Annotated in this window: 16 protein-coding genes; 13 read left to right on the top strand and 3 right to left on the bottom strand. The window is 42.0% G+C overall.

The genetic code is table 11. The features are described from left to right. Positions 1-10 precede the first annotated feature (10 nt). Positions 11-823, bottom strand: a complete 813-nt coding sequence (locus C9I98_RS00725; protein WP_036828599.1) for a helix-turn-helix transcriptional regulator — start codon at positions 821-823, stop codon at positions 11-13. A 110-nt stretch (positions 824-933) separates the two neighbouring features. Between C9I98_RS00725 and C9I98_RS00720 the strand changes: the two genes are divergently transcribed. Together C9I98_RS00720 and C9I98_RS00715 are read left to right on the top strand one after the other, a co-directional pair. After that, positions 934-2,517: a sulfatase-like hydrolase/transferase gene (locus tag C9I98_RS00720; protein ID WP_081878851.1), complete on the top strand. Its 1,584-nt coding sequence runs from the start codon at positions 934-936 to the stop codon at positions 2,515-2,517. A gap of 18 nt (positions 2,518-2,535) precedes the next feature. Then, positions 2,536-3,402 carry a sulfite exporter TauE/SafE family protein gene (locus tag C9I98_RS00715; RefSeq protein ID WP_036817791.1) on the top strand — a complete coding sequence of 289 codons (867 nt, stop codon included), beginning with the start codon at positions 2,536-2,538 and terminating at the stop codon, positions 3,400-3,402. Positions 3,403-3,470: 68 nt separating this feature from the next. Here the strand turns inward: C9I98_RS00715 and C9I98_RS00710 are convergent, their stop codons facing one another. Next, positions 3,471-4,550 carry a LacI family DNA-binding transcriptional regulator gene (locus C9I98_RS00710; protein WP_158262647.1) on the bottom strand — a complete coding sequence of 360 codons (1,080 nt, stop codon included), beginning with the start codon at positions 4,548-4,550 and terminating at the stop codon, positions 3,471-3,473. 308 nt (positions 4,551-4,858) lie between these two features. Here C9I98_RS00710 and C9I98_RS00705 point away from each other — a divergent pair, with 308 nt between their 5' ends. The 11 genes from C9I98_RS00705 (at position 4,859) to C9I98_RS00655 (ending at position 16,413) form a co-directional block, all read left to right on the top strand. Next, on the top strand, positions 4,859-5,125 hold the full coding sequence (locus C9I98_RS00705; RefSeq protein WP_036817793.1) for a hypothetical protein: 267 nt from the start codon (positions 4,859-4,861) through the stop codon (positions 5,123-5,125). A gap of 141 nt (positions 5,126-5,266) precedes the next feature. Continuing rightward, positions 5,267-5,515, top strand: a complete 249-nt coding sequence (locus C9I98_RS00700) for a DUF3297 family protein (protein WP_036817794.1) — start codon at positions 5,267-5,269, stop codon at positions 5,513-5,515. A gap of 327 nt (positions 5,516-5,842) precedes the next feature. Continuing rightward, positions 5,843-6,820: an OmpA family protein gene (locus C9I98_RS00695; RefSeq protein WP_107271440.1), complete on the top strand. Its 978-nt coding sequence runs from the start codon at positions 5,843-5,845 to the stop codon at positions 6,818-6,820. A gap of 236 nt (positions 6,821-7,056) precedes the next feature. Further along, positions 7,057-7,653: a DUF2913 family protein gene (locus tag C9I98_RS00690; RefSeq protein WP_036819786.1), complete on the top strand. Its 597-nt coding sequence runs from the start codon at positions 7,057-7,059 to the stop codon at positions 7,651-7,653. Between the two features lie 178 nt (positions 7,654-7,831). Next, entirely contained in the window at positions 7,832-8,170 is a 339-nt protein-coding gene (locus tag C9I98_RS00685; RefSeq protein WP_036819783.1) for a zinc ribbon domain-containing protein YjdM, read from the top strand. A gap of 60 nt (positions 8,171-8,230) precedes the next feature. Then, complete coding sequence (locus C9I98_RS00680) at positions 8,231-8,578, top strand: DOPA 4,5-dioxygenase family protein (protein ID WP_036819780.1); 348 nt, start codon at positions 8,231-8,233, stop codon at positions 8,576-8,578. Positions 8,579-8,642: 64 nt separating this feature from the next. After that, on the top strand, positions 8,643-9,359 hold the full coding sequence (locus tag C9I98_RS00675; protein ID WP_036819777.1) for a class I SAM-dependent methyltransferase: 717 nt from the start codon (positions 8,643-8,645) through the stop codon (positions 9,357-9,359). A gap of 29 nt (positions 9,360-9,388) precedes the next feature. Beyond that, on the top strand, positions 9,389-9,997 hold the full coding sequence (locus tag C9I98_RS00670) for an HAD family hydrolase (RefSeq protein ID WP_036819774.1): 609 nt from the start codon (positions 9,389-9,391) through the stop codon (positions 9,995-9,997). Positions 9,998-10,124: 127 nt separating this feature from the next. Next, the gene (locus C9I98_RS00665; protein ID WP_107271439.1) at positions 10,125-10,826 is read left to right on the top strand and encodes a DUF899 domain-containing protein; all 702 of its coding nucleotides are present in this window, start codon (positions 10,125-10,127) and stop codon (positions 10,824-10,826) included. 618 nt (positions 10,827-11,444) lie between these two features. Then, on the top strand, positions 11,445-14,258 hold the full coding sequence (locus C9I98_RS00660; RefSeq protein ID WP_107271438.1) for a hypothetical protein: 2,814 nt from the start codon (positions 11,445-11,447) through the stop codon (positions 14,256-14,258). Positions 14,259-14,412: 154 nt separating this feature from the next. Then, positions 14,413-16,413 (top strand): S8 family serine peptidase, encoded by a 2,001-nt coding sequence (locus C9I98_RS00655; protein WP_051901926.1) that lies wholly within the window; start codon positions 14,413-14,415, stop codon positions 16,411-16,413. Between the two features lie 64 nt (positions 16,414-16,477). Here the strand turns inward: C9I98_RS00655 and C9I98_RS00650 are convergent, their stop codons facing one another. After that, positions 16,478-18,931, bottom strand: coding sequence for a hypothetical protein (locus C9I98_RS00650; protein WP_036817867.1), 2,454 nt, complete (start codon positions 18,929-18,931; stop codon positions 16,478-16,480). Between the last annotated feature and the right edge of the window lie 454 nt (positions 18,932-19,385).

The raw sequence follows: 19,385 nt of genomic DNA, 5'->3' as shown, positions 1-19,385 counted from the left end.
CTGGCTTTATTTATGATTGCTTTTCAACTTCAGAAGGTGAGTAGTAGAATTGCTTTTTGAAAGCTCGACTGAAATGAAAACTATCGCTAAAACCAAGGTCATAAGCGACTTGTTTTACACTCGCACCATTTCGTTTTAGCATCATATGGCTCGCATCGAGCTTTAACTGTAAATAGTATTGCTTAGGTGTACAGCCTAATTGTTTAAGGAATATCTTTCTTAAGTATTGTTCAGAATACCCAACGGCTTGCGCGAATTCTCTAATTTGAACGTTTTCACCTATCCGGCTGCTCATCATGGAAACAACATTCATCACCACTTTTTCTTGGCTAGAAACAGAATCAATATCGTCGGCGAGGGTTAACCATTTATATACCACGAAGCTGAAACCTGCATTGGCCGCTTTGAGATGAGACTCCTTTCCTTTAATAAGGTGCTTAATATCAGATAAAGTACTTTTATAGTCATCTAAGTGAATAGGGATTTGATACTCCATGGGAATGTTGATTACCCCATGAGTCACAAACTCAAACCAATTTAAATTCCATACCACACCATTGGTACTGTAACTTTTAATCATCATGCTATCGAGAAAAACCACACTTGGTGCATTGACAGTGATTTGTTTCCCATTTTTCATCCTAACTGTGCCGCTGCCCTGGAAAGTGCAGATGGCAACAATGGCGTTAGGTATCAATGGCAACTTTCTATCTTGCGGCCAAAGCACGTTGTAGTTGCTGTCACCTTGAATTTCCCACATCGAACGTAAAGAAACGCCTGATGAATCTATGTTTTCATTGAGTAGCAGTGGTGCGTTGATCATAGTTTCGTTTTCTTCATTAGGATGGCTTTTTTTCTATGGTTTACTATAACAGTATTCGATAAATTTATTGTTAAGGAATAGAAGAAAATATTGATAATTAGAGATTGGACATGAAACAAGATTTTTTAAATCCTAAAGAACGTCTTGGTAGCTTTTATCGAAATGGTGATCAAGCTCCCAATATTTTATTTATTACAGTAGATATGATTTCTGCTGATTGCTATCACAAAGATCGCCCGTTGTCCCAGGTTATCAATACCCCCAATATTGATACCATAGCCCAGGAAGGCACCTCATTTAGCAATGCTTTTACCCCGAGCCCATTATGTGGCCCAGCTAGAGCGGCAATGTTTACGGGTATGCACCCTCCTTACCTTTCAAACGGTGAACGTACGCCAGTTGGTATGAAGGTTGATTTAGAGCTTGAAGATACTATCTTCCAAGACTATTTAAAGCGCATTGGATATACACTTAAGCACACTGGTAAGTGCCATGTTGGTATTGAAAAATTCATTCGAACTTTTGGTGAAAATATTCATGCTTGGGATCGTTGGGGCCCACCAACAGAAGATGATGATCGCTATCTTGCGTATTTAGCCAATATGGGTGTCAAGTTGCCGCGTTACCGTCGAGAGCTTCGTGGGCTTCAGATAGATAAGATGTCGCCAGCTAACTCGTTCGGTGGTTGGATTGAGCAGTCGGATGGTGAAGACTTTCCTTTGGAAGCACATTATTCAGTATTCCTAGCGAAGTTGGCGATTGAGCAAATTAAGGCGGCAAAAATTCAATCACCAAACAAGCCAATATTCAGCCAGATAGATTTCTTTGATCCACACCAGCCGTACTCTATCCCGTCCGGCTTGGAAGCGCGTTATGAGCAAATCAGAAGTGTTATCGTACCTCCTTCGAGCTTCGAACCTTTTGATGAAAATGACCCTAATCGAAATAAAACGTATGACCTTTATAAGCAATATTGGGGTATGTACGACGAAGAACTGGTGAAGGATTATATCGCCTGTCACTTACTTCAGGTTGAAGTGGTAGATCATGCCATCGGGCATATGGTGAGATACCTGAAAGAGGAAGGTATGTGGGATGACATGGCTGTTGTTTTCTCTGCGGATCATGGAGACATGAATGGTCGCCTAGCCATGGCCGATAAAGGTTCTTACTTCCAACCTGATATTTACCGTGTGCCATTATATGTTAAAGCGCCTAAATCACTTGAGATACAAGTTAAAGACAGTGACGTACTGGTGTCATCGATTGATTTAGCGCCAACGATCATTGGCTTTGCCGGCATATCAACCCCTGATGCAATGGAAGGGGATGATCTGACGAAAATCATGACGGGTGGTGAGCGGCGAGAACTAACGCAAGTTTATCAAACCGGTGTGCACGTCGGTACCAATTATGGCTTTGCTTTTCAGGTTGTGATTAATGGCCAGCAGTTGTTCTACGGCTATAACGTCACCACGGGTTATGAAGAGCTGTACGATGTTAATGTCGATGAGCAAAACAACCTGTTCGAACTGCCTGAATACATGGAACATAAAGCATTCATCGTTGAAAAGGCGGCGGCTTTACTACAGTCAGATCCGCGTTGGTCTGGGTATTGGGCATCATACCGATTGCATAATGCGCGTTACCTGCCGATTAACGACTCCGATATGCAAATGTTGAAGCCACTTTAAATTATCAAAGGCACTGCAATGAGTGCCTTTTTTATTGTACTCACTAAGGCTGATCTTTGGTGGTACATTTTTTCTAACCAATGTCGTGTGATTATGGACCTAATTACAACTCTTTTTACTGTCGATACCTTTTTAAAAGTAGGATTTGGCTCTTTGATTGGTATCTGTTTGGGGCTAACTGGTGTCGGTGGTGGCGTCCTTATTATTCCGATATTACAAGTTGTATTTGGAATGCAAATTGTGATGGCGGTGGGTACTGCCAGTTTGATATCGACAATCGTCAAAGTGAATGCTGGGTATAGCCATATAAAAGCAGGTAACGTTGAATGGAATGCGCTGAAGTGGATGTTGCTTGGATCCATTCCCGCAACGTTGCTGATGACCGAGCTAATTGTACACTTAAACAACAGTGCCAGCTTACAAAACGTAGTAACGTTTGTGATTGAAGCGGTCATCATCGCAATCATGCTGTTTGCACTTTTTACTATGTATCAAAAATATCGTTCTTCAGAATCGGCTATTGAGGCGAAGCAATACAGTAATAAAGTCGCAGTTTCAGCAGGTGTTACTTGTGGCTCTTTATTGGGGTCAACGGGAGTAGGTGGGGGTGTTTTATTACTACCCGCGTTTAATACTTTACTTGGGGTCAGTATTAAAAAGTCAATTGGATCATCTTTGGTTATGGCGTTGGTGCTATCGGGGCTTACTGCGTTGAACTACAGTAAAGGCGGCCAAAGCGATGTCATGACTGCTGTATTAATGTCAGCCGGTGCCGTCATTGGTGTTCCCATTGCAATTAGGTTGCTGAAAAGGTTTTCTGATAAGCAAATTTATTTGTCGACAATGGTTGTTATTTCTGTCGCGTTATTGATGATGTTTGTATAGGTAAGGGACAGAAGAGAATGCAGCTGCTAGTTGCAGCTGCAATAGAGTAGGGGCGTTTTGCCGCTTGCTTATATTGGACATGGCGCACTTGAATCACGCTTAATCAGACTCACACCAACAGATAACCGTGATGTAAATGCATGAGTTTGATTTATTTCTTTGATCAACATGTGTAATGCCGCTTTTGCGAGATCAGGGAAATTAGTACTGATTGTGGTTAAAGACGGTGATGTCATTGTCGACATTTCTAGGTTGTCAAAACCAACAACCGATTTTTGTTCAGGTACTGCTATCGAGTGATTCTCGAATGCATCTAGCAGGGCGTAGGCGACCATATCGCATACACAAAATACGGCGGAGTAACCATCAAACTCCCCATTTTCAACGGCATGGTCGAGTATCTCGCTAGCACCAAAGTCCATGCCTGCTTGACCGGTTATAATCCGTTTCTGAAGCGCTTCATTCCCGAGAATATCACGTGCATAACTGGATAAATCAAGGACGTCGGTATTAATGTCGTATGGGATTTGGTTTAGATCTAAGGCGTGCCTAAAGCCATCTGTTCTTTGTACTAATGAATAGCGGTGCTGGCTAGTGACCAGTTTGATCTTCTTATGGCCTAAGTGAATTAACTCATTCGTGACCAGCTGGCCACCTAAGGTATAGTCGGGAGAAATGCTAGAGATCCCCATACCAAAGTCATTACCATTAATAATCACAGTTGGTGTGTTGTGTTTTTTAATGAGGCCTAGAACATCTTTATTATCTACACCAATCAGCAATATAGCACTGGAGTTGGATACTTTATTCTCTATTTGCTCAAGTGTTGTCTTTTGCTTGATTAGAAACATATCTAGATCAAGTGCCAGTCGGTGCGACTCTTTTTTGACACCAGAAAGTATTTCGTTATAAAAGCTATGCGCATTTCCAAGAAAATCACCGCTGATGATCGTGACTTTTTTTATATCAAGGCCAAAGTTCAAGCTTTTAGTCTTTGACTTATAACCAGTTTCAGCGATGACGAGCTGCACTTTGCTTTTTATGTCTTCACTAACAAAGGCGTTACCATTCAGGACGCGAGAGACAGTCGCTTTTGATACACCAGCAAGAGTTGCTAACGTGTCTAGTGTAATTTTCTTGTTATCCAACCTAGTCATCCAAAGCCACCACCAGTCGATGGCATCAGTTCATTGCATTGATTACCTATATCATACCTTGATTTACCTTCTTTGGCATGGGTTTAGCCCTTGAGCTCCATTAGTATTGCAAACTAATCAGCACTCACAACTGCTTCTGAAAGTACATGATGGATAGATGCACCGCAAAATGGTTGTATATTGTTGTAAAGCGTAAAAACAATCGTGATTCATGCCATTTCTAAGAAGGCGAACTCAATGATTTTTAAACAATTCGCCTACTATCAAAAGAGACTCAGCGGTTTAGAGGGAGGTGCTAGATGAGTAATTTTGAATATCAGCTATATTGTCGAAACTGCCGACGTGTGACACTCCACAAGCGCCAAGTGATTGATAGAACTGATAAGGTAAGCCCAGAGATGGAGAATGGTTACATCACTTCTTTTCGTCGGTTTATCAATTTATGTTTTGGTGAGCCTCTAGATAAAAAGTTCACTGAAACAAGTGCCGATATATGTACTGTTTGCGGTTCTGCTTATGATAAAACTGACGACTCAGTGGGGTTCAGTGATAGTGGCCATGATTAAGCTTCTGTACCGGGTATCGGACTTCCATTCATGTGGATTTATCCGATATGGCTCATACAATACCAAAGTCACCACAAACCTTGAGGGTTAAGCTGGCATTGACTACAATGACGCACTTTTTATTTACTTTAGGTAATTAACATGAGCGATAACAACTCAAAGCCAGCTCTTCCGGATCATCTTGCTGCCAACCCTCGCAGCCCTCACCATGTAGCTGAGTGTTTCGAGCACGAAATTGGTATTCGCCTTAATGGTAAAGAGCGTACTGACGTTGAAGAATACTGCATCAGTGAAGGTTGGGTAAAAATCCCGTCACCTAAAGCGCTTGACCGCCGTGGCCAACCAATTCTTATCAAGCTAAAAGGCACTGTTGAAGCGTACTACGTATAAAAGCTTCGCCTTTACTGGTTACTATCAGCACATAGAATGAAAAAGTCTTTCTTTTATGTGCTGATTTTATTATATCTAAACTGACTGTTTCCCTATCAGCGCTTAATCAAGAGAAAATTATTAATGTTAAACTGTAAAGAATAATATTATTGATAGCTCTGTAATTAATATGACATCCAAGCTGTACACATGATTCATACAATTAGCATTTTATTCAATGAATAAATAGAAAATGGTAAAGGCAGCAGTTTGCTCTTATGACATAATTTCATTCCTGTGAAATATTTTTAATTAACTAATAAAATAAAAATCAGACAGGAATATATAATGAAACCATTAGCAGCGGTATTACCAGCACTATATCTTCTTATATCCACATCAGCTATTGCAGAGCCATACATCGGAGCAAAAGCAGGTCAAACTTGGTTCGATGATGCATGTGTATCAGGTCAAGCTTGTGATGATGAACCATATAGTTTTGGTGTTTTCTTTGGGTATGAGTTTTTAGATTTCTTCTCTATTGAAGGCGGCTATGATTACCTTGGCAAAGTGACAGGTGTTGGAATAGATGATGACTCTGTTGAAGCAATTACCATTGGCCCCAAGTTCAATATTCCACTCAATAATTACTTCTCGTTGTATGGGAAGCTAGGTGGCGCTTTTGTAAAGTTCGGAGATGATGATGATTATTCGACGTTAGCCGCGGGTGGTATAGAGCTTGAAGCTAGCAAAAACTTAACTTTTCGGCTTGAGTATCAATCTATCACCGGCATTGATACCGACGTTAATCGTGTGAAAGCCAACACTGCAACACTCGGGGTCGTATATAAGTTTGGCAATGATGATGAGCCATATCAGGCAGCGATCATAGCGCCTCCTCAAATTGTTGAAGAGAAACCAGAGCCAGTTAAAGCACCGGTGATAGTAAATAAAACATTTGAAACTCAGATGGTTGGGTCAGGTCTGTTTGAACTGAACAGTACCGAGCTAAATCGAGAAAGTGTGAGCAAATTAGGTAAACTAATCGACTTCTTGAAAGTAAACCCGCAAGCAACAGTGGAGGTGGTTGGTCACACGGATACCTCGGGCACAACGACTTATAACCAGGTTATTTCTGAGCAACGAGCGCAGGCTGTGACTGATGTGCTAGAAGCACAAGGTATTGCCCCGTCTCGTATCGTGACGCGTGGTGAAGGTGAAGAAACCCCGGTTGCAACTAATGAAACTCGTGAGGGGCGTATGCTGAATCGACGTGTAGAAGTGACGATTCCAGAGTTCAAATACCAAGTGGAAGAAAGTATTTAAATCAATTAGATTCAACATATTTAATTATACTGCGGGGCGAGCGAAGCCCCGCAGCTTTGAAATGTGAACGATTGAAAATAAGTGAATTACTTATGCATAGCATTTTCGCTGTTATTTAATTTTGTTTTGCTAATTTAATCATTGTAACCAACACGTAGTATAGATGATTAATTTCGATAACTTTGAATATGTTAAATTCGCATCATATACGTAATTGATGCACAGGGTTGGTTACATTGAAAAATATCATTTATCATCAGAAAATTAGCCAGGTGACCGAAAATAGCTTACTTCATTTATATTGTAATATTGCAGCTTCAAAGCGCTTTACTCCTAGGGTTCAGCGTAATGCAATACTAATTAAGTGGTTGAAACCTAAAATTAAACATCCGGCCTATAAGCCAATCAAAAATGAACTCAAGCGTATGATCATGATTGGCAGAGAGAAGTTAGGAGACTTAGAACGCCAGCTAGAAGAACTTCGCTTAATGGCAGCACTCTATGCTGAGAATATGAATGATGGACAAAAGTTATTTGACTTAGTGAACTGGTTATATAACGAGCACGGTATCGAGTCCGAGCTATTTGGTGTAGATGAAGACCCAGCACAAGGAAATAACATTGTTTATATTCTTTCTGATCACATTAAGCACTGCTTTGATGACAGAGGGCAGCAAGTTGCACCGGTATCACTCTTTATCAGGGGGGATGTTTACCTTAAGCTCCCACAACTTGTTGAAGAATCAGGAATGTTCAGCGCAACAGTGAGCGAGCAATGCGACTCTCAACAACAAATTCATATTCAGGTTCATCCGCTCCAGCCGTCAAGCTAGCCTGAATGTTGGCTTCAATATGTAGGTGGTGATCAAAGCACTACGCTTTGATCAAACGACTTTGTGGAGTGTGACTTGAAATGTTGCTAGAAAAAACTCAAACAAGTGAGATTCTACTCGCTTAGGCATAGCTGACCTATTACCATACACACCAAATTCATTTAAAAAGTAATTGTGTATGTCTCTTCCTCCTTGCCCAAACTGTAATTCTGAATACGTTTATCAAGATCAAAATAACCTGGTTTGCCCTGAATGTGCTTACGAATGGAACCCTGAAGAGCTGCTTGCAGAGCAAGAAGCCAAGGCTGTTAAAGATTCTAACGGCGCCGTTTTGAAAGAAGGCGATAAGGTCACCTTCATTAAGGACCTTAAAGTTAAAGGCAGCTCTACCGTGCTAAAAATCGGCACCAAGGCGGTGATTCGACGTATTGTTGAAGGTAAGGATCACCAACTAGACTGCAAGGTAGACGGTGCTAGCGATATGATGGTTACAGCTATGTACGTGAAGAAAGCCTAAGATCTTCGCGAAATTAACATTGAAGCTAGTGTTTGTTCTCTAAGTGAAGGTTATCTATATATGGAACATCCCAAAAGACCTGTAAATGCACATGACCAATATCATGCCCATGTGTACTTTGATAATGAAACACTGGCTTTTGCAACTGATCTTTGTACAACGGTAGGCGATAAGTTTGGCCTAAAGGTGGGTCGTATCCACCAAAAGCCGGTAGGCCCACACACTCAGTGGAGTTGCCAAATCTTATTCTCTCGTGGTGAATTTGAGGAACTGATCCCTTGGCTTGATAAGCATAGAGGTGACCTCAGCATTCTGGTTCATGGCTCTACCGGCGATGACTTGGCAGACCACACCACCAACGCATACTGGCTGGGTGATGCCGTTGAGTTAGATTTAAGTCGGTTTTGAGGGCGTATAAAGTATGCCCGATAATGAGGCGCCTGGAGCCTTGCCCATCTAATAGGAGAAGCCGATGAGTGATCATTATAATGATGAAGTTTCAAAACACTATGCTACTTATAGGCCACCGCTTCATCAAATGATCCTTTCAGCCAATTTAGCCAAGAATGACAGTTTCCAATACGGGTTAGATATAGGCTGTGGCACAGGTGTATCAACGATCGCATTAGCAGAATACTGCCACTCCGTTCTTGGTGTTGACCCAAGTGATGCAATGATTCGTCAGACAAAGAGCGATGATCGAATTCATTATCGCGTCGGCTTTGGCGAGTCTATCCCTTTAGCCGATAACACAGTCGATATTGTGACCTTTGCGGGTTCCCTCTCTTATGCCAAGTCAGATGCTTTAGTTGCTGAAATCAAGCGAGTATGCGGTGTTGATGCTTTGGTATTGGTTTATGATTTTGAAGTGTTGTTAACTGACACGATGAAGTATCTAGGGATTACCCAAAAACCTCGTCCTTCAAGTTACGATCATGCAGTAAACTTCAATGATTACAATGGGCTGGTGGAGCAGGCTGCTCATCAAACTAGATTGCAGCTCAATATGACTTCTGAAGAGTTGGCGCATGTATTATTTTCATCTTCCAAGCGCTATGCGAGCTTAGTTGAGCTATTCGGCCCTGATGACACTTTTGCAACTGTCGTTAAAATGCTTGAGAAAAAGGACAACAAGCACTGTATTGACGCTGATATTTACTATTCGAGGTATTTGGTGAATCAGCGGTAACTTTCAATACTGATATTTAAAGGAAAATGATGATTGAATTGATTATTTTTGATCTCGGTGGAGTAGTCATTGAGTTAGGAAAAGAGCCTTTACCAAATGAGTGGATAGAAGATCGAACTCAGTTTACTTTAAAGGAATGGTTTAAATCTGATACTGCGCTGCTATTTGAGAAAGGAGAAATATCTGCCGAAGAGTTTGCTAAGCAAGTGAAGCAAGAACTTGGGTTGACTGTTAGTCATGATGAGATAAAGAGTGCTTTTGCTAAGTGGCCAATTGGAATGTATCCGATGATGCCATCGATACTTCAATCACTACGAGAAAAATACAAGCTTGTCGTACTAACCAATACTAACGAGTTGCATTACCCTCGCTTAATGGACGAGTTCGAGCTAGAGGCCTATTTTGATCAAATATTTGCGTCACACCTTATCCATCTAGCTAAGCCTGATCCAAAGATATATCAGTATGTGTTATCCAAGTTGAAGATTGAGGCTGAGAAGGTGCTTTTTATCGATGATAACATCGATAATATTAATGCAGCTAAGAGTGTGGGGATTTTTGGTATTCATGCTTGTGGTGAACAAGAGGTTTACGAAGGACTGCTAGAGTATGGGATCGAGCTGCCACCGAGTACTTAGGTTTGCTTAAATACGCGCTGCTACTTCAACATGAAAGTGAGCGTCTCGTCATTTGCCATACTTATCTGGGTTACTAGAGTTTTGATCATGAGTTTTGTCATAGATAATGATGTGGTAGAGGTAAAGTATGAGTAGCAACGTGGTAACGAGAAAAGCTTGGCTGGAAGCACGAAAAGCATTGTTAATAAAGGAAAAGCAATATTCACGATTACGTGATGAAATTACTCGCGAACGGCAGGCTTTACCTTGGGTGAAAGTTGAAAAAGACTATGTTTTCACCGGTGAAAATGGGGCAGTAACATTGTTAGAGCTTTTCGGTTCTAAGTCCCAGTTAATTGTGCAACATTTCATGTTTCAGGAAGACTGGGAGGCAGGGTGTAAGTCATGCTCATTTATGGCCGATCATATTGATCCCGCCGTTGTACACTTGGCTGAGCGAGATACGGTATTCGCTGCGGTCTCTATTGCACCGATTGAGAAATTGCTAAGTTACAAGCAGCGAATGAAATGGCAATTTGAGTGGGTGTCTTCGCACGGTTCAACGTTCAATAGAGATTTTGATGTCTCTTTTTCTGATGAAGAGTTAGCCAATCAATCAGCTACATACAATTATAAAGATCATACTGCTTTTCCATGCAAAGAAGCGCCTGGAATGAGTGCATTTGTGCGTGATGACAATGGTGATATCTACCACACCTATTCTGTTTATGGGCGTGGGCTTGAAAAAGTTATGACGGCATACGACCTGCTGGATATGGTGCCGAAGGGTAGGGACGAAGCCGGTCGAAATATGTACTGGCTTCGCCGCAAAGATGAGTATGGAGCATAGTGATTTAGATGCCGCCATCACGTACATACCCGATCAACGCCATTTTTAAGCGCATTGGGCTGGTCACTTCTTCGTAAATATTATCTGGTGTAACGGCAAGGTTGTTCGACATGATGCCGTTACCAAGGCCTTTGCTACCATGGCACGATTGTATAAATGGCCATGATGCACATAATTGATTGCTTCATATTACCTCCTCAGTTGTTGATAGTTCAGTTATACCGTCATAAAAGTAAATGAAGTGTCGAAAATCATGAGGGTTCACACTTTTAAATTTAATAATGGTATTTCAGTAATCAATGTTTGATTTTTTATGTTTTTTATAAGTTTTATGAGGCGGACTCATTTTGTTTGCTATTAGATCTGGAGTGTTATTTGTCAGTTTTAACTTTTATTTGTTTTCTTTTATTATATCTGTGATGGTTGTTTTACGTGTGTTTGTACTAACTAGCAAATAACAGTTGGGTTATTTCACTATTTTATTGATTTTTTGTCTCACTTCCTATTTTTGTGTCAATTAAATGGCTGTTTGTTTTGTTAAATAAAGTGATTTAATTTTGTTTGTAGTACTGACTGAGTGCTATGTTAAATATATTAAAAAGGAGTTTGGACTTAATTATGCGTGGAATAAATAGTTGTTCAGTATTATTAGTTTTTAGTTTTATGTCTTGTAGTGTTACAGCAAATGCGGCTTACTACCAAGGGGTTGAACAAAGCCATATTGCTTTCGAAGCTGAGGGATATAGCAGTATTATTAGGCATAAGGGAGAGAGTGATGGTTTTAATATTGTCTCCGTTAATGAATTTATTTCTGACTTTGGCAGTGATGTTCTGCCTGAAAACGGTGAGTTTTTGGCATCAAATGGCAGTGCATTGTTAGCTGATATGCGTTATGACTTAGGACAAAAAAGATCGACGGTTGAATATAAGCTCGTGTTTAATGCTCCGGGTACCTATCGGTTGTACTATCGCCGCTCGATGTTTGAAAAAGGAGGGGCAGAGTCATATGGTGGTGAGGACTCTTTTTTTTTCGTGACAGGTTTTGGTGGCGAAACTTATAAGAAGCATGGGACACGCACCGATCAAAACAGCAGTGTGGGGTCAAATCCAGTCACCAATCCTTCTGAGGGGAAATTTTTCTGGTTTAATACGAAGCATAACTTTGAGGTATCGGAAGATGATGTTGGAAAAAAGCTCAGCTTTACTATCCAAGACCGTGAAAAAGGTTATGCGATCGATCGTTTTGTTTTTAGTCATGTTCACAACCTTGATGTTGCTGAAATAGGAAAAGATGGTGATAGCAACGATCTTGATGAGCTTCCTAACTCGGACACAGAAGCTGAAGCCATCACTGGATCGATCTTTCCTATGGACTATGTTCCTAGCTCGGAAAGTGATGATGAAGTTTTAGCTAGGGAAGAGGGGCTATTAGAAGTTTATAGCGGTTACCTTGACTATGTAGAACAGCAAAATGCGGTTGGCAATGCCTCGCTAGTTATTGACGAGTTAATTTCAGAAAATAATAGCCAAGACGATGCAAAAAGTGCTCTCCGTACTCTCATTACTTTGATTACTGAAGATGCTTATTACCCTGAGTGGAAGGCAGAGGTTGTTCAACGTTTTCATGAAGAAGGAGAGCGAAAACGTCTGGAAGCAATAGACGTTATTGAAGCCAGTAACGGTAAGATAAATGATCTAAAGCAGGTTACGCCAATCAGGAGGTATATGGACTATGCCTGGGGGCTGTATGTGTTGGATACGTTTCATAGTGATTCACCTGAAGCTATTAGCTTCCGTACTCAATTCGAAGAGTTCGTGAGTAACTATATAGAAGGTACAGCACCTTATTATGATAATGCGTACTATACGACTGGTTATAATAAAGAAGTCTTTGCCATGGATGTGGCTTCGACAATCAGCTTACTGTATCAAGAGAGCAGCCTATTCCCTAAAGTAAAAACAGCCTTTGATGCATTTTGGGAAAATGTTACTCAGATATCCTATGAAAATGACAACTCCCCACACTATGGTGCTGGAACCGGATTCCATATCATTCTGAATATTGCTTTGAGACACGGAAGAGAGAGTGAAGTCATCGATTCAGAACACCTTGAGCGGAATATGGATCGAATGGCTCGTACCGTAATGAATAGTGGTCAGTCTGCCAAATGGGGCAAGTCGATGGAGAAAAACTCTAATGGACAGATGCGTATATCCGCTGGTAGAGCATTGCATTGGGATTTAAAGCTAGGTTACCAATTGTGGAATAACCCATTTTACTTATATGTGGCGAGAAAATATGAGGCGTTTTATCTCCATCAGCAAGGTCCATTCGCCGCCGACTCTTATAAAGCGGATATTTGGCCGATGGGTATTGATGCAGCTGAGATAACCTTAGCGAAGCCAAGCGCAGAAGACACGGTAGCAAGAGTTACAAAGCGTATCACATCTTGCTGTGCCTATGATGGTTTGTTATTAGGCCGTGGTGATACAAACTATGTAGAAGTGCAAGATAAGCTTATGGTTTCGACGGGCCACCATCCTAGAGCCCCTTTTCTGATGATGAACCTAAGTTATACCCAACATAAAGCGGGTCAGGACCTTCGCTTAGGTATAGATGTCCATAACTATAATGGTGCTCATACAATATCGAGAATTAAGCGCTGGTCGGAAGCGAATAAAAATAATGGGATTTATATTAACCCTTCGGAATACACATACCCTAATGCGCCTTATCCAGCCAAAGAAATTTCTGCACCTGGGTATCCTGTCGAGTTTGAGGAGGTCATGCAATATAACCAACAGTCAGGTTATGTGATAGATAGCTATGGTGTTCAATCTCTTTCGGCAGAAGCAGCCTATGGCTTTGCCGATTATCACAGGTACCAATACTCAGGCGTTGGGGCTAAGCGCCAAGTGGTATTATTACATAATGGTATTACCGTAGTGTCAGATACCATATCATCAGCTACGACTTATCCAGGCGGTCATAATGGCGGTGCTTTATATCAGGTTTTACCGCAACAAAAATCTTTAGTCGGTGAAAATTGGGTATTGCTTCGCGGGCAAAGTAAGATGCTACCTCATTCGTTGCCTGCTGGTGAAAAAGAAACGTTAGATACACTCGTTATATTTGCTTCTGTTCCCGACAATACAAATATTAACCTTGCTGAAAACCCCGATGACCCGGCTAATCGGGAATGGCTAAGTGCGTCGAAACCGTTGGTGCCCGGCGAAACCTTTACGATGATTTCACTCATTATCCCTATTTATAGTGACAAGAATTTAGACGCTTTTATCAACGGCATTAGTGTTGATAACCACTCTAGTACGAATAATACCGTTCGTATTCCTTATGATGATAATCAATATTTACAGGTTAAATTTAATCAAGAGGAAGGACCGAGTTTTGAATATATAAGCATTAATTAATTTCTAATTAGTAACCATATAGAAATGGAGTAAATATCCACCACCACCTGTAAAAGGTGGTGGTGGATATAAATACACTCATGATTTCAATAGTTGCTATTGAACTTCACTATCACACGTAACTTGTTAACTAACTTATCTTAAGGAAAAGAAAATGCGCTTAAAGTTAATGTCGTTATTGTTTGCCGCTTCCAATTTGGTTGTGCCAAATATATCAGCAGAAGTACAGTCATTGGCTGGTCAGGAGATTGTCGAGGGCTCGTACATCATTTTACTTGAGCCGCAACCAGCAGTGATGGCAAGGGGAAGTCGTAATATTGAAGACATCGCACTTAGCCTAATTAGTGAAGCACAACAAACTGAATCAGGTGCCTACCAAAGAACAATAGAAAAACGCGATATTGAAGCTCGCCAGTCACTCTCAACTGTTTATGAAAAGGTGTTGGAAGGATTTTCAGCGAATCTAACAGAGGAAGAAGCTAGCCGCTTGTCTAAATTGGCAGGGGTGAAAGCGGTGTATCCCGATGTTTACTTTTATGGTGATAATGATATCCCGTTGGGAATTGATAGGGTAGACCAGCGATACCTTCCCCTTGATGACTTATTCAATGCTAATAGTACAGGGAAAGGTGTGTCTATTTATGTGATTGACTCTGGTATCGACTTTGATCATCCCGAGTTTAATGGTCGAGCCTTTTCTGCGTATGACTTTGTTGATGACGATGGCAATGCTTCTGATTGCCATGGTCACGGAACGCATGTCGCTGGTACTGCCGCGGGTAAAACGGTGGGGCTCGCCCCTGATGCTGATATTTATTCCGTTAAAATACTCGATTGCAATAACAAAACAACAGGTGCTCTTTCCTTAGATGCTGTGGAGTGGGTGATGGAGAATGCAAGTAAGCCTGCTGTCGTTAATTACAGCATAGGCAACTCTAGTTTTCCTCCGCTTGATGTGGCAGTTCAAAATTTGGTCACGCAGCAGAATATTCAGTTTGCCAATTCTGCGGGTAATAACGGTAAAGATGCTTGTATCCCTTCACCTAAGGCCCCAGCAGCCATAACTGTTGGTTCTACCGATAGCAGTGATTATCGTAGTAATGGTTCATGGGCGTCGAATTATGGCGATTGTGTCGATATTTTTGCACCGGGTTCTAACATCAAGTCGGCAAGAAATGGTGGCGGTTATACATATATGGGAGGTACATCGATGGCCACACCGCTTGTGGCTGGCGCTGTGGCGCTCTATCTTGAAAAGCACCCCCATGCGATGGCCAGTGAAGTCAAACAGGCATTACTTAGTGACGCAACACAAGGGGTGTTAAAGGATATCGGTGCGGGCTCACCTAATCGTTTATTGTACGTAAACTATGATGCTGGCCCTCAACAAGGTGCGCCGGATGCTGTTGCGAGTGCAAGTGTCTCCGAAGTCATTGGGGCTGGTACGGTAAGCCTTGTTGGCAATCAGTCGACAGATCCTGATGGTGATGCCCTAACATATCTCTGGCAGCAGGTGTCACCAATATCGCCCGTTGCCAACATTGAGGTAGCCAGTTCACAAAACACTTTTGTTCATTTTGATTCTACAACTGAGCCTGTGAATTATCGCTTCAGCTTGCAAGTTTCTGATGGCGAGCTTAACGATACCGATGAAGTCGCTATTCTTCACAGCCCTGATTCAGGTTCGCAGTCTGCGCCTATTGCGGTAGCAACGGCAAGTGCGACTGAGCTCGTTGGTGAGGGTAACATCACTTTATCGGCGCATCAGTCGTCTGATGCAGATGGCGACCCATTGAGCTATCACTGGCAGCAGGTATCACCTTCAACCCCGCAAGCAGTGATTGTTAATGCAAATAGTATTGATACCTTGGTACAGTTTTCTTCAACACAAGAGCCGATAGATTATGTTTTTGGCCTAGTTGTATCAGATGGCTCGTTAAATGACAGCGTTGAGCTGAGTATCAGTCATCTTCCTGAGTCAAGTGGGAACCTTTGTCCTAGCTGGGAGCCAAATAAGATCTACTATGGTGGTGAAGTTGTTAGATGGGCAGATGAGCTATGGGAGGCCCATTGGTGGACACAAAATAATGAACCAGGGTCGACTGGCAATGAGTGGGATGTATGGCGTATCGCCGTCGATCCTGACTGCGAATAATACTTAGCTGTGATGGTTAGATAAGGAAAACAGGGCAGAATCTGCCCTGTTTTTATCGTTGAGTTTAGCCTCCGAACAAGCCTCCATCTTTGTATTCAGGCTGCTCAGGGAGCATTTCAGGGGCAAGTATCAGTGCATCGCCATTGGTCGTGCCAACATTTTTAACCTCGACAGATTTACCTTTTGAGTTTAAGAATGTCGTCATCCCATGCATCATACTCCTATGAGAAGCCGCATCATTAGGCAGCAAGTCTGGGTCAACTAAAGCCAGTGGCAGCGGAATAAATGGCGTAAGGTGGTTGGCGTAACCGTATCGTCCGGCTCCTCTCACTGCTACATCATCTTCGTTCATGTCTCCAGTAAGAAGGTCTAATTCCAAGACTCGGATGAGTGGATCTGTCCCTCCTAGTGGCATCTCTTGGGTTTGGTTAACAATGATAAAGTCACCTGGGTTAAACTCATTGCCGTCTGTTGCCAGCGCGAGTGCAACATCAGGGAGTTTGATTTCGTTAGAACCATCACCAACCCCTTCATTGAGCAAGATTGGCTCATCTTTATATTTAGCTAGCTCTTTAGCAAAGTTAATCGGATCGTTTGGATCTGTAATTGATTGATAAACAACCTCAGCCGGTTTTTCAAACTTCTGCCAGATCTCTTCCTCATAGGCTGCGAATTCTTCTTCGCTACTAAAGGATGCGCGGTATTTATCGACTTCATCCAGTGCGGCCACTTTTTCTTCAAAGCTTAGCTGGGTGACTGGGTTGTAGTAGCCTAACTGCTCAGCCATGAAGAGGCGGAATGCGGCACTATCCAAAATATCGGCTTTTAGTTCAGGCTTGAGGCCTGGAGATTGCATCAATACTGAAGCTACACCACCGCCTGGTACGTTTAGCGTGGTGGTTCGAATATCTAGTGCGTTCGCAAAGAATGAGTGACGCTCTTGAGTATCTCGAATAAGGCTTGAGATAATCGTACTGTGAATACCGCCTAGCGAGCCGCCAGACATATGCACGTCTTGGTTATTAACTTGAAGAATGCTGCCGTCATCAAGCTCTATACCATTGGTAATTGCCATACGGATGGCAAGGTAATCCAATGAAAGCTGCCACATAAACCCTGACGTGGTTAGTAGGTTCTCTGGGCTAGCGTAATCAGTTCGGCGTTTGGTTGCGGTGAGATCGGCTTCACCATCATGGTCGATATCAGGCATTCGCTCACCATGCATCGGGGTGTCAATAGCGACGACGACATACCCTTCTGGTGCTAGCGTTTCAGCTGTCATGGCTGAATCTTCTTTTTTACCGCCAAAGCCATGGCTAAGCATGATGACAGGCCAACCGCCTTCAGGCATTTCACCTGTCGGGATATGGACTACGATACTCATTGGGTTGTTTCTTGGTTCTTTGAAAACATGGATGTTTTCTGCCGTATCGGCTGAAATAGGTTTACCTGAAGGTTGGCCGTCCACATCTGTTTGGAAGAAGCTATACGCTCCTGGGCAGAATTTTTGTGGGGCTACCCTGTATTCATTCATGTTTTCAGGCGCATCGCCCTGCATGCTTTCGACATAAGGGTTATAGTCGCAATTCACGCCTTGCTCTGGACTATCCATATAACTAGGTAGATTAACGGTACCCACATAGGTAATGTAATCTGGCTCCAAGGTTGTTGGCTCGGGCTTTGGCACGTCGACGCCTTGCTGTTCGAACATCTCAGTGAACTGTTTCACTAATGGGTTGCTAGCAATAACTTCATTTGCATTATATGGAACAACAGGCCTGTCTAAGGTGATACGGGTGTTGCTCGAGTATTCATCAAGGTATTTATCCACGATAGGTCTTAGCATGCTAATGCTGCTGCCTGTGGTGAAATCAGCGGCATAAACAAGGCTATCTTCTTCTATGCCGACAGTCCCTAAGCTTGAGATGACTTGCTGAAGGTGCTCGCCCATTTCATCATCACTGCTCATTAGGCCAAGAAAAGAATCTGAGCTAAGAAGGGGGTTGCCTTCTCCGTCTTTTACATTTGTGGTAACAGCAAAAAAATAGCGACTAGCTTCATCAAATGGCTTCAACGGCTCGATATTAAGCGTGCCTGATTGGCTAATAATGGCACGGTAGTCGGTGTTCCATTCAAGCTCGGTTAAATTGCCGTCAACCTCTTTGAACATCTTAACGCCGCTTTGAAGGGTCGTTTCGTCGATAAAGGTAAATGGTTCTTGATCAAACTGCAGAATAATTGGGACAGATGTACCCCAACCTTTTTGAGAGCCAAGAAAGTTCCAATATGTATTGGCACTATCGCCTTCAATATTTGCCCAGTCAGTCTCACCTGGAATGCTAAGTGTACCGTCGGCATCAAATCCAACGATATCGTTAGGGTAGGGCACTAAGCCATTCGCTGGGTCAAATTGTAGAACATGAGGTTGTGGTTCTACTGTGTTCTGTTCATTACACCCGGCTAATAGCGTAAGGGGCAGTGCTATATATATAGCTTTGGCTAGACGACTGTGTTTCATCGTTATTGTTCTCCATCATTATTATTGTTCAGGCTCGTTATGACTAATGAGCCATGCATGTGATTTACTTCACTTATGCAATTCATTCCTTAGTAGACGCGGAGATACTATTCATGACGGAAAGGAATTTGACAACTGAGCGATTAACAGGGTGTTATTCATATATTTTTTATGATTAATTTTTTATTTTTATTTGTGTTTATTGGTTAGTTTTGGTTGTGGATCTCAGGTTTCTCTAATCATCCTCTTAGACTCTGATGGAATTTCGGTGATGATTGGGTGGTAAGTGTTACTTGGTGTAAGTTTCTCTAAGTTGATGATGTTTATCGTTTTTATATGTAAAATATATTAATTTTTTTATTGTGGTGGAAAATTAAAGATAAATATAATTTAATTTTATATGTAATGGGAACAATTCGCCGCACAATAGAGTGTTTACTTTAATTTTAGTTGT

The organism is Photobacterium sanctipauli (assembly GCF_003026495.1).
In the GTDB taxonomy this organism is placed as follows: Bacteria; Pseudomonadota; Gammaproteobacteria; order Enterobacterales; family Vibrionaceae; genus Photobacterium; species Photobacterium sanctipauli.
This window is presented reverse-complemented; position numbering and strand designations above follow the sequence as displayed.

Coding starts and splice junctions, on each gene's coding strand:
- C9I98_RS00725 (WP_036828599.1), bottom strand. CDS start 823: ATGATCAACGCACCACTGCTACTCAATGAAAACATAGATTCATCAGGC.
- C9I98_RS00720 (WP_081878851.1), top strand. CDS start 934: ATGAAACAAGATTTTTTAAATCCTAAAGAACGTCTTGGTAGCTTTTAT.
- C9I98_RS00715 (WP_036817791.1), top strand. CDS start 2,536: ATGAGTGCCTTTTTTATTGTACTCACTAAGGCTGATCTTTGGTGGTAC.
- C9I98_RS00705 (WP_036817793.1), top strand. CDS start 4,859: ATGAGTAATTTTGAATATCAGCTATATTGTCGAAACTGCCGACGTGTG.
- C9I98_RS00700 (WP_036817794.1), top strand. CDS start 5,267: ATGAGCGATAACAACTCAAAGCCAGCTCTTCCGGATCATCTTGCTGCC.
- C9I98_RS00695 (WP_107271440.1), top strand. CDS start 5,843: ATGAAACCATTAGCAGCGGTATTACCAGCACTATATCTTCTTATATCC.
- C9I98_RS00685 (WP_036819783.1), top strand. CDS start 7,832: ATGTCTCTTCCTCCTTGCCCAAACTGTAATTCTGAATACGTTTATCAA.
- C9I98_RS00680 (WP_036819780.1), top strand. CDS start 8,231: ATGGAACATCCCAAAAGACCTGTAAATGCACATGACCAATATCATGCC.
- C9I98_RS00675 (WP_036819777.1), top strand. CDS start 8,643: ATGAGTGATCATTATAATGATGAAGTTTCAAAACACTATGCTACTTAT.
- C9I98_RS00670 (WP_036819774.1), top strand. CDS start 9,389: ATGATTGAATTGATTATTTTTGATCTCGGTGGAGTAGTCATTGAGTTA.
- C9I98_RS00665 (WP_107271439.1), top strand. CDS start 10,125: ATGAGTAGCAACGTGGTAACGAGAAAAGCTTGGCTGGAAGCACGAAAA.
- C9I98_RS00660 (WP_107271438.1), top strand. CDS start 11,445: ATGCGTGGAATAAATAGTTGTTCAGTATTATTAGTTTTTAGTTTTATG.
- C9I98_RS00655 (WP_051901926.1), top strand. CDS start 14,413: ATGCGCTTAAAGTTAATGTCGTTATTGTTTGCCGCTTCCAATTTGGTT.
- C9I98_RS00650 (WP_036817867.1), bottom strand. CDS start 18,931: ATGAAACACAGTCGTCTAGCCAAAGCTATATATATAGCACTGCCCCTT.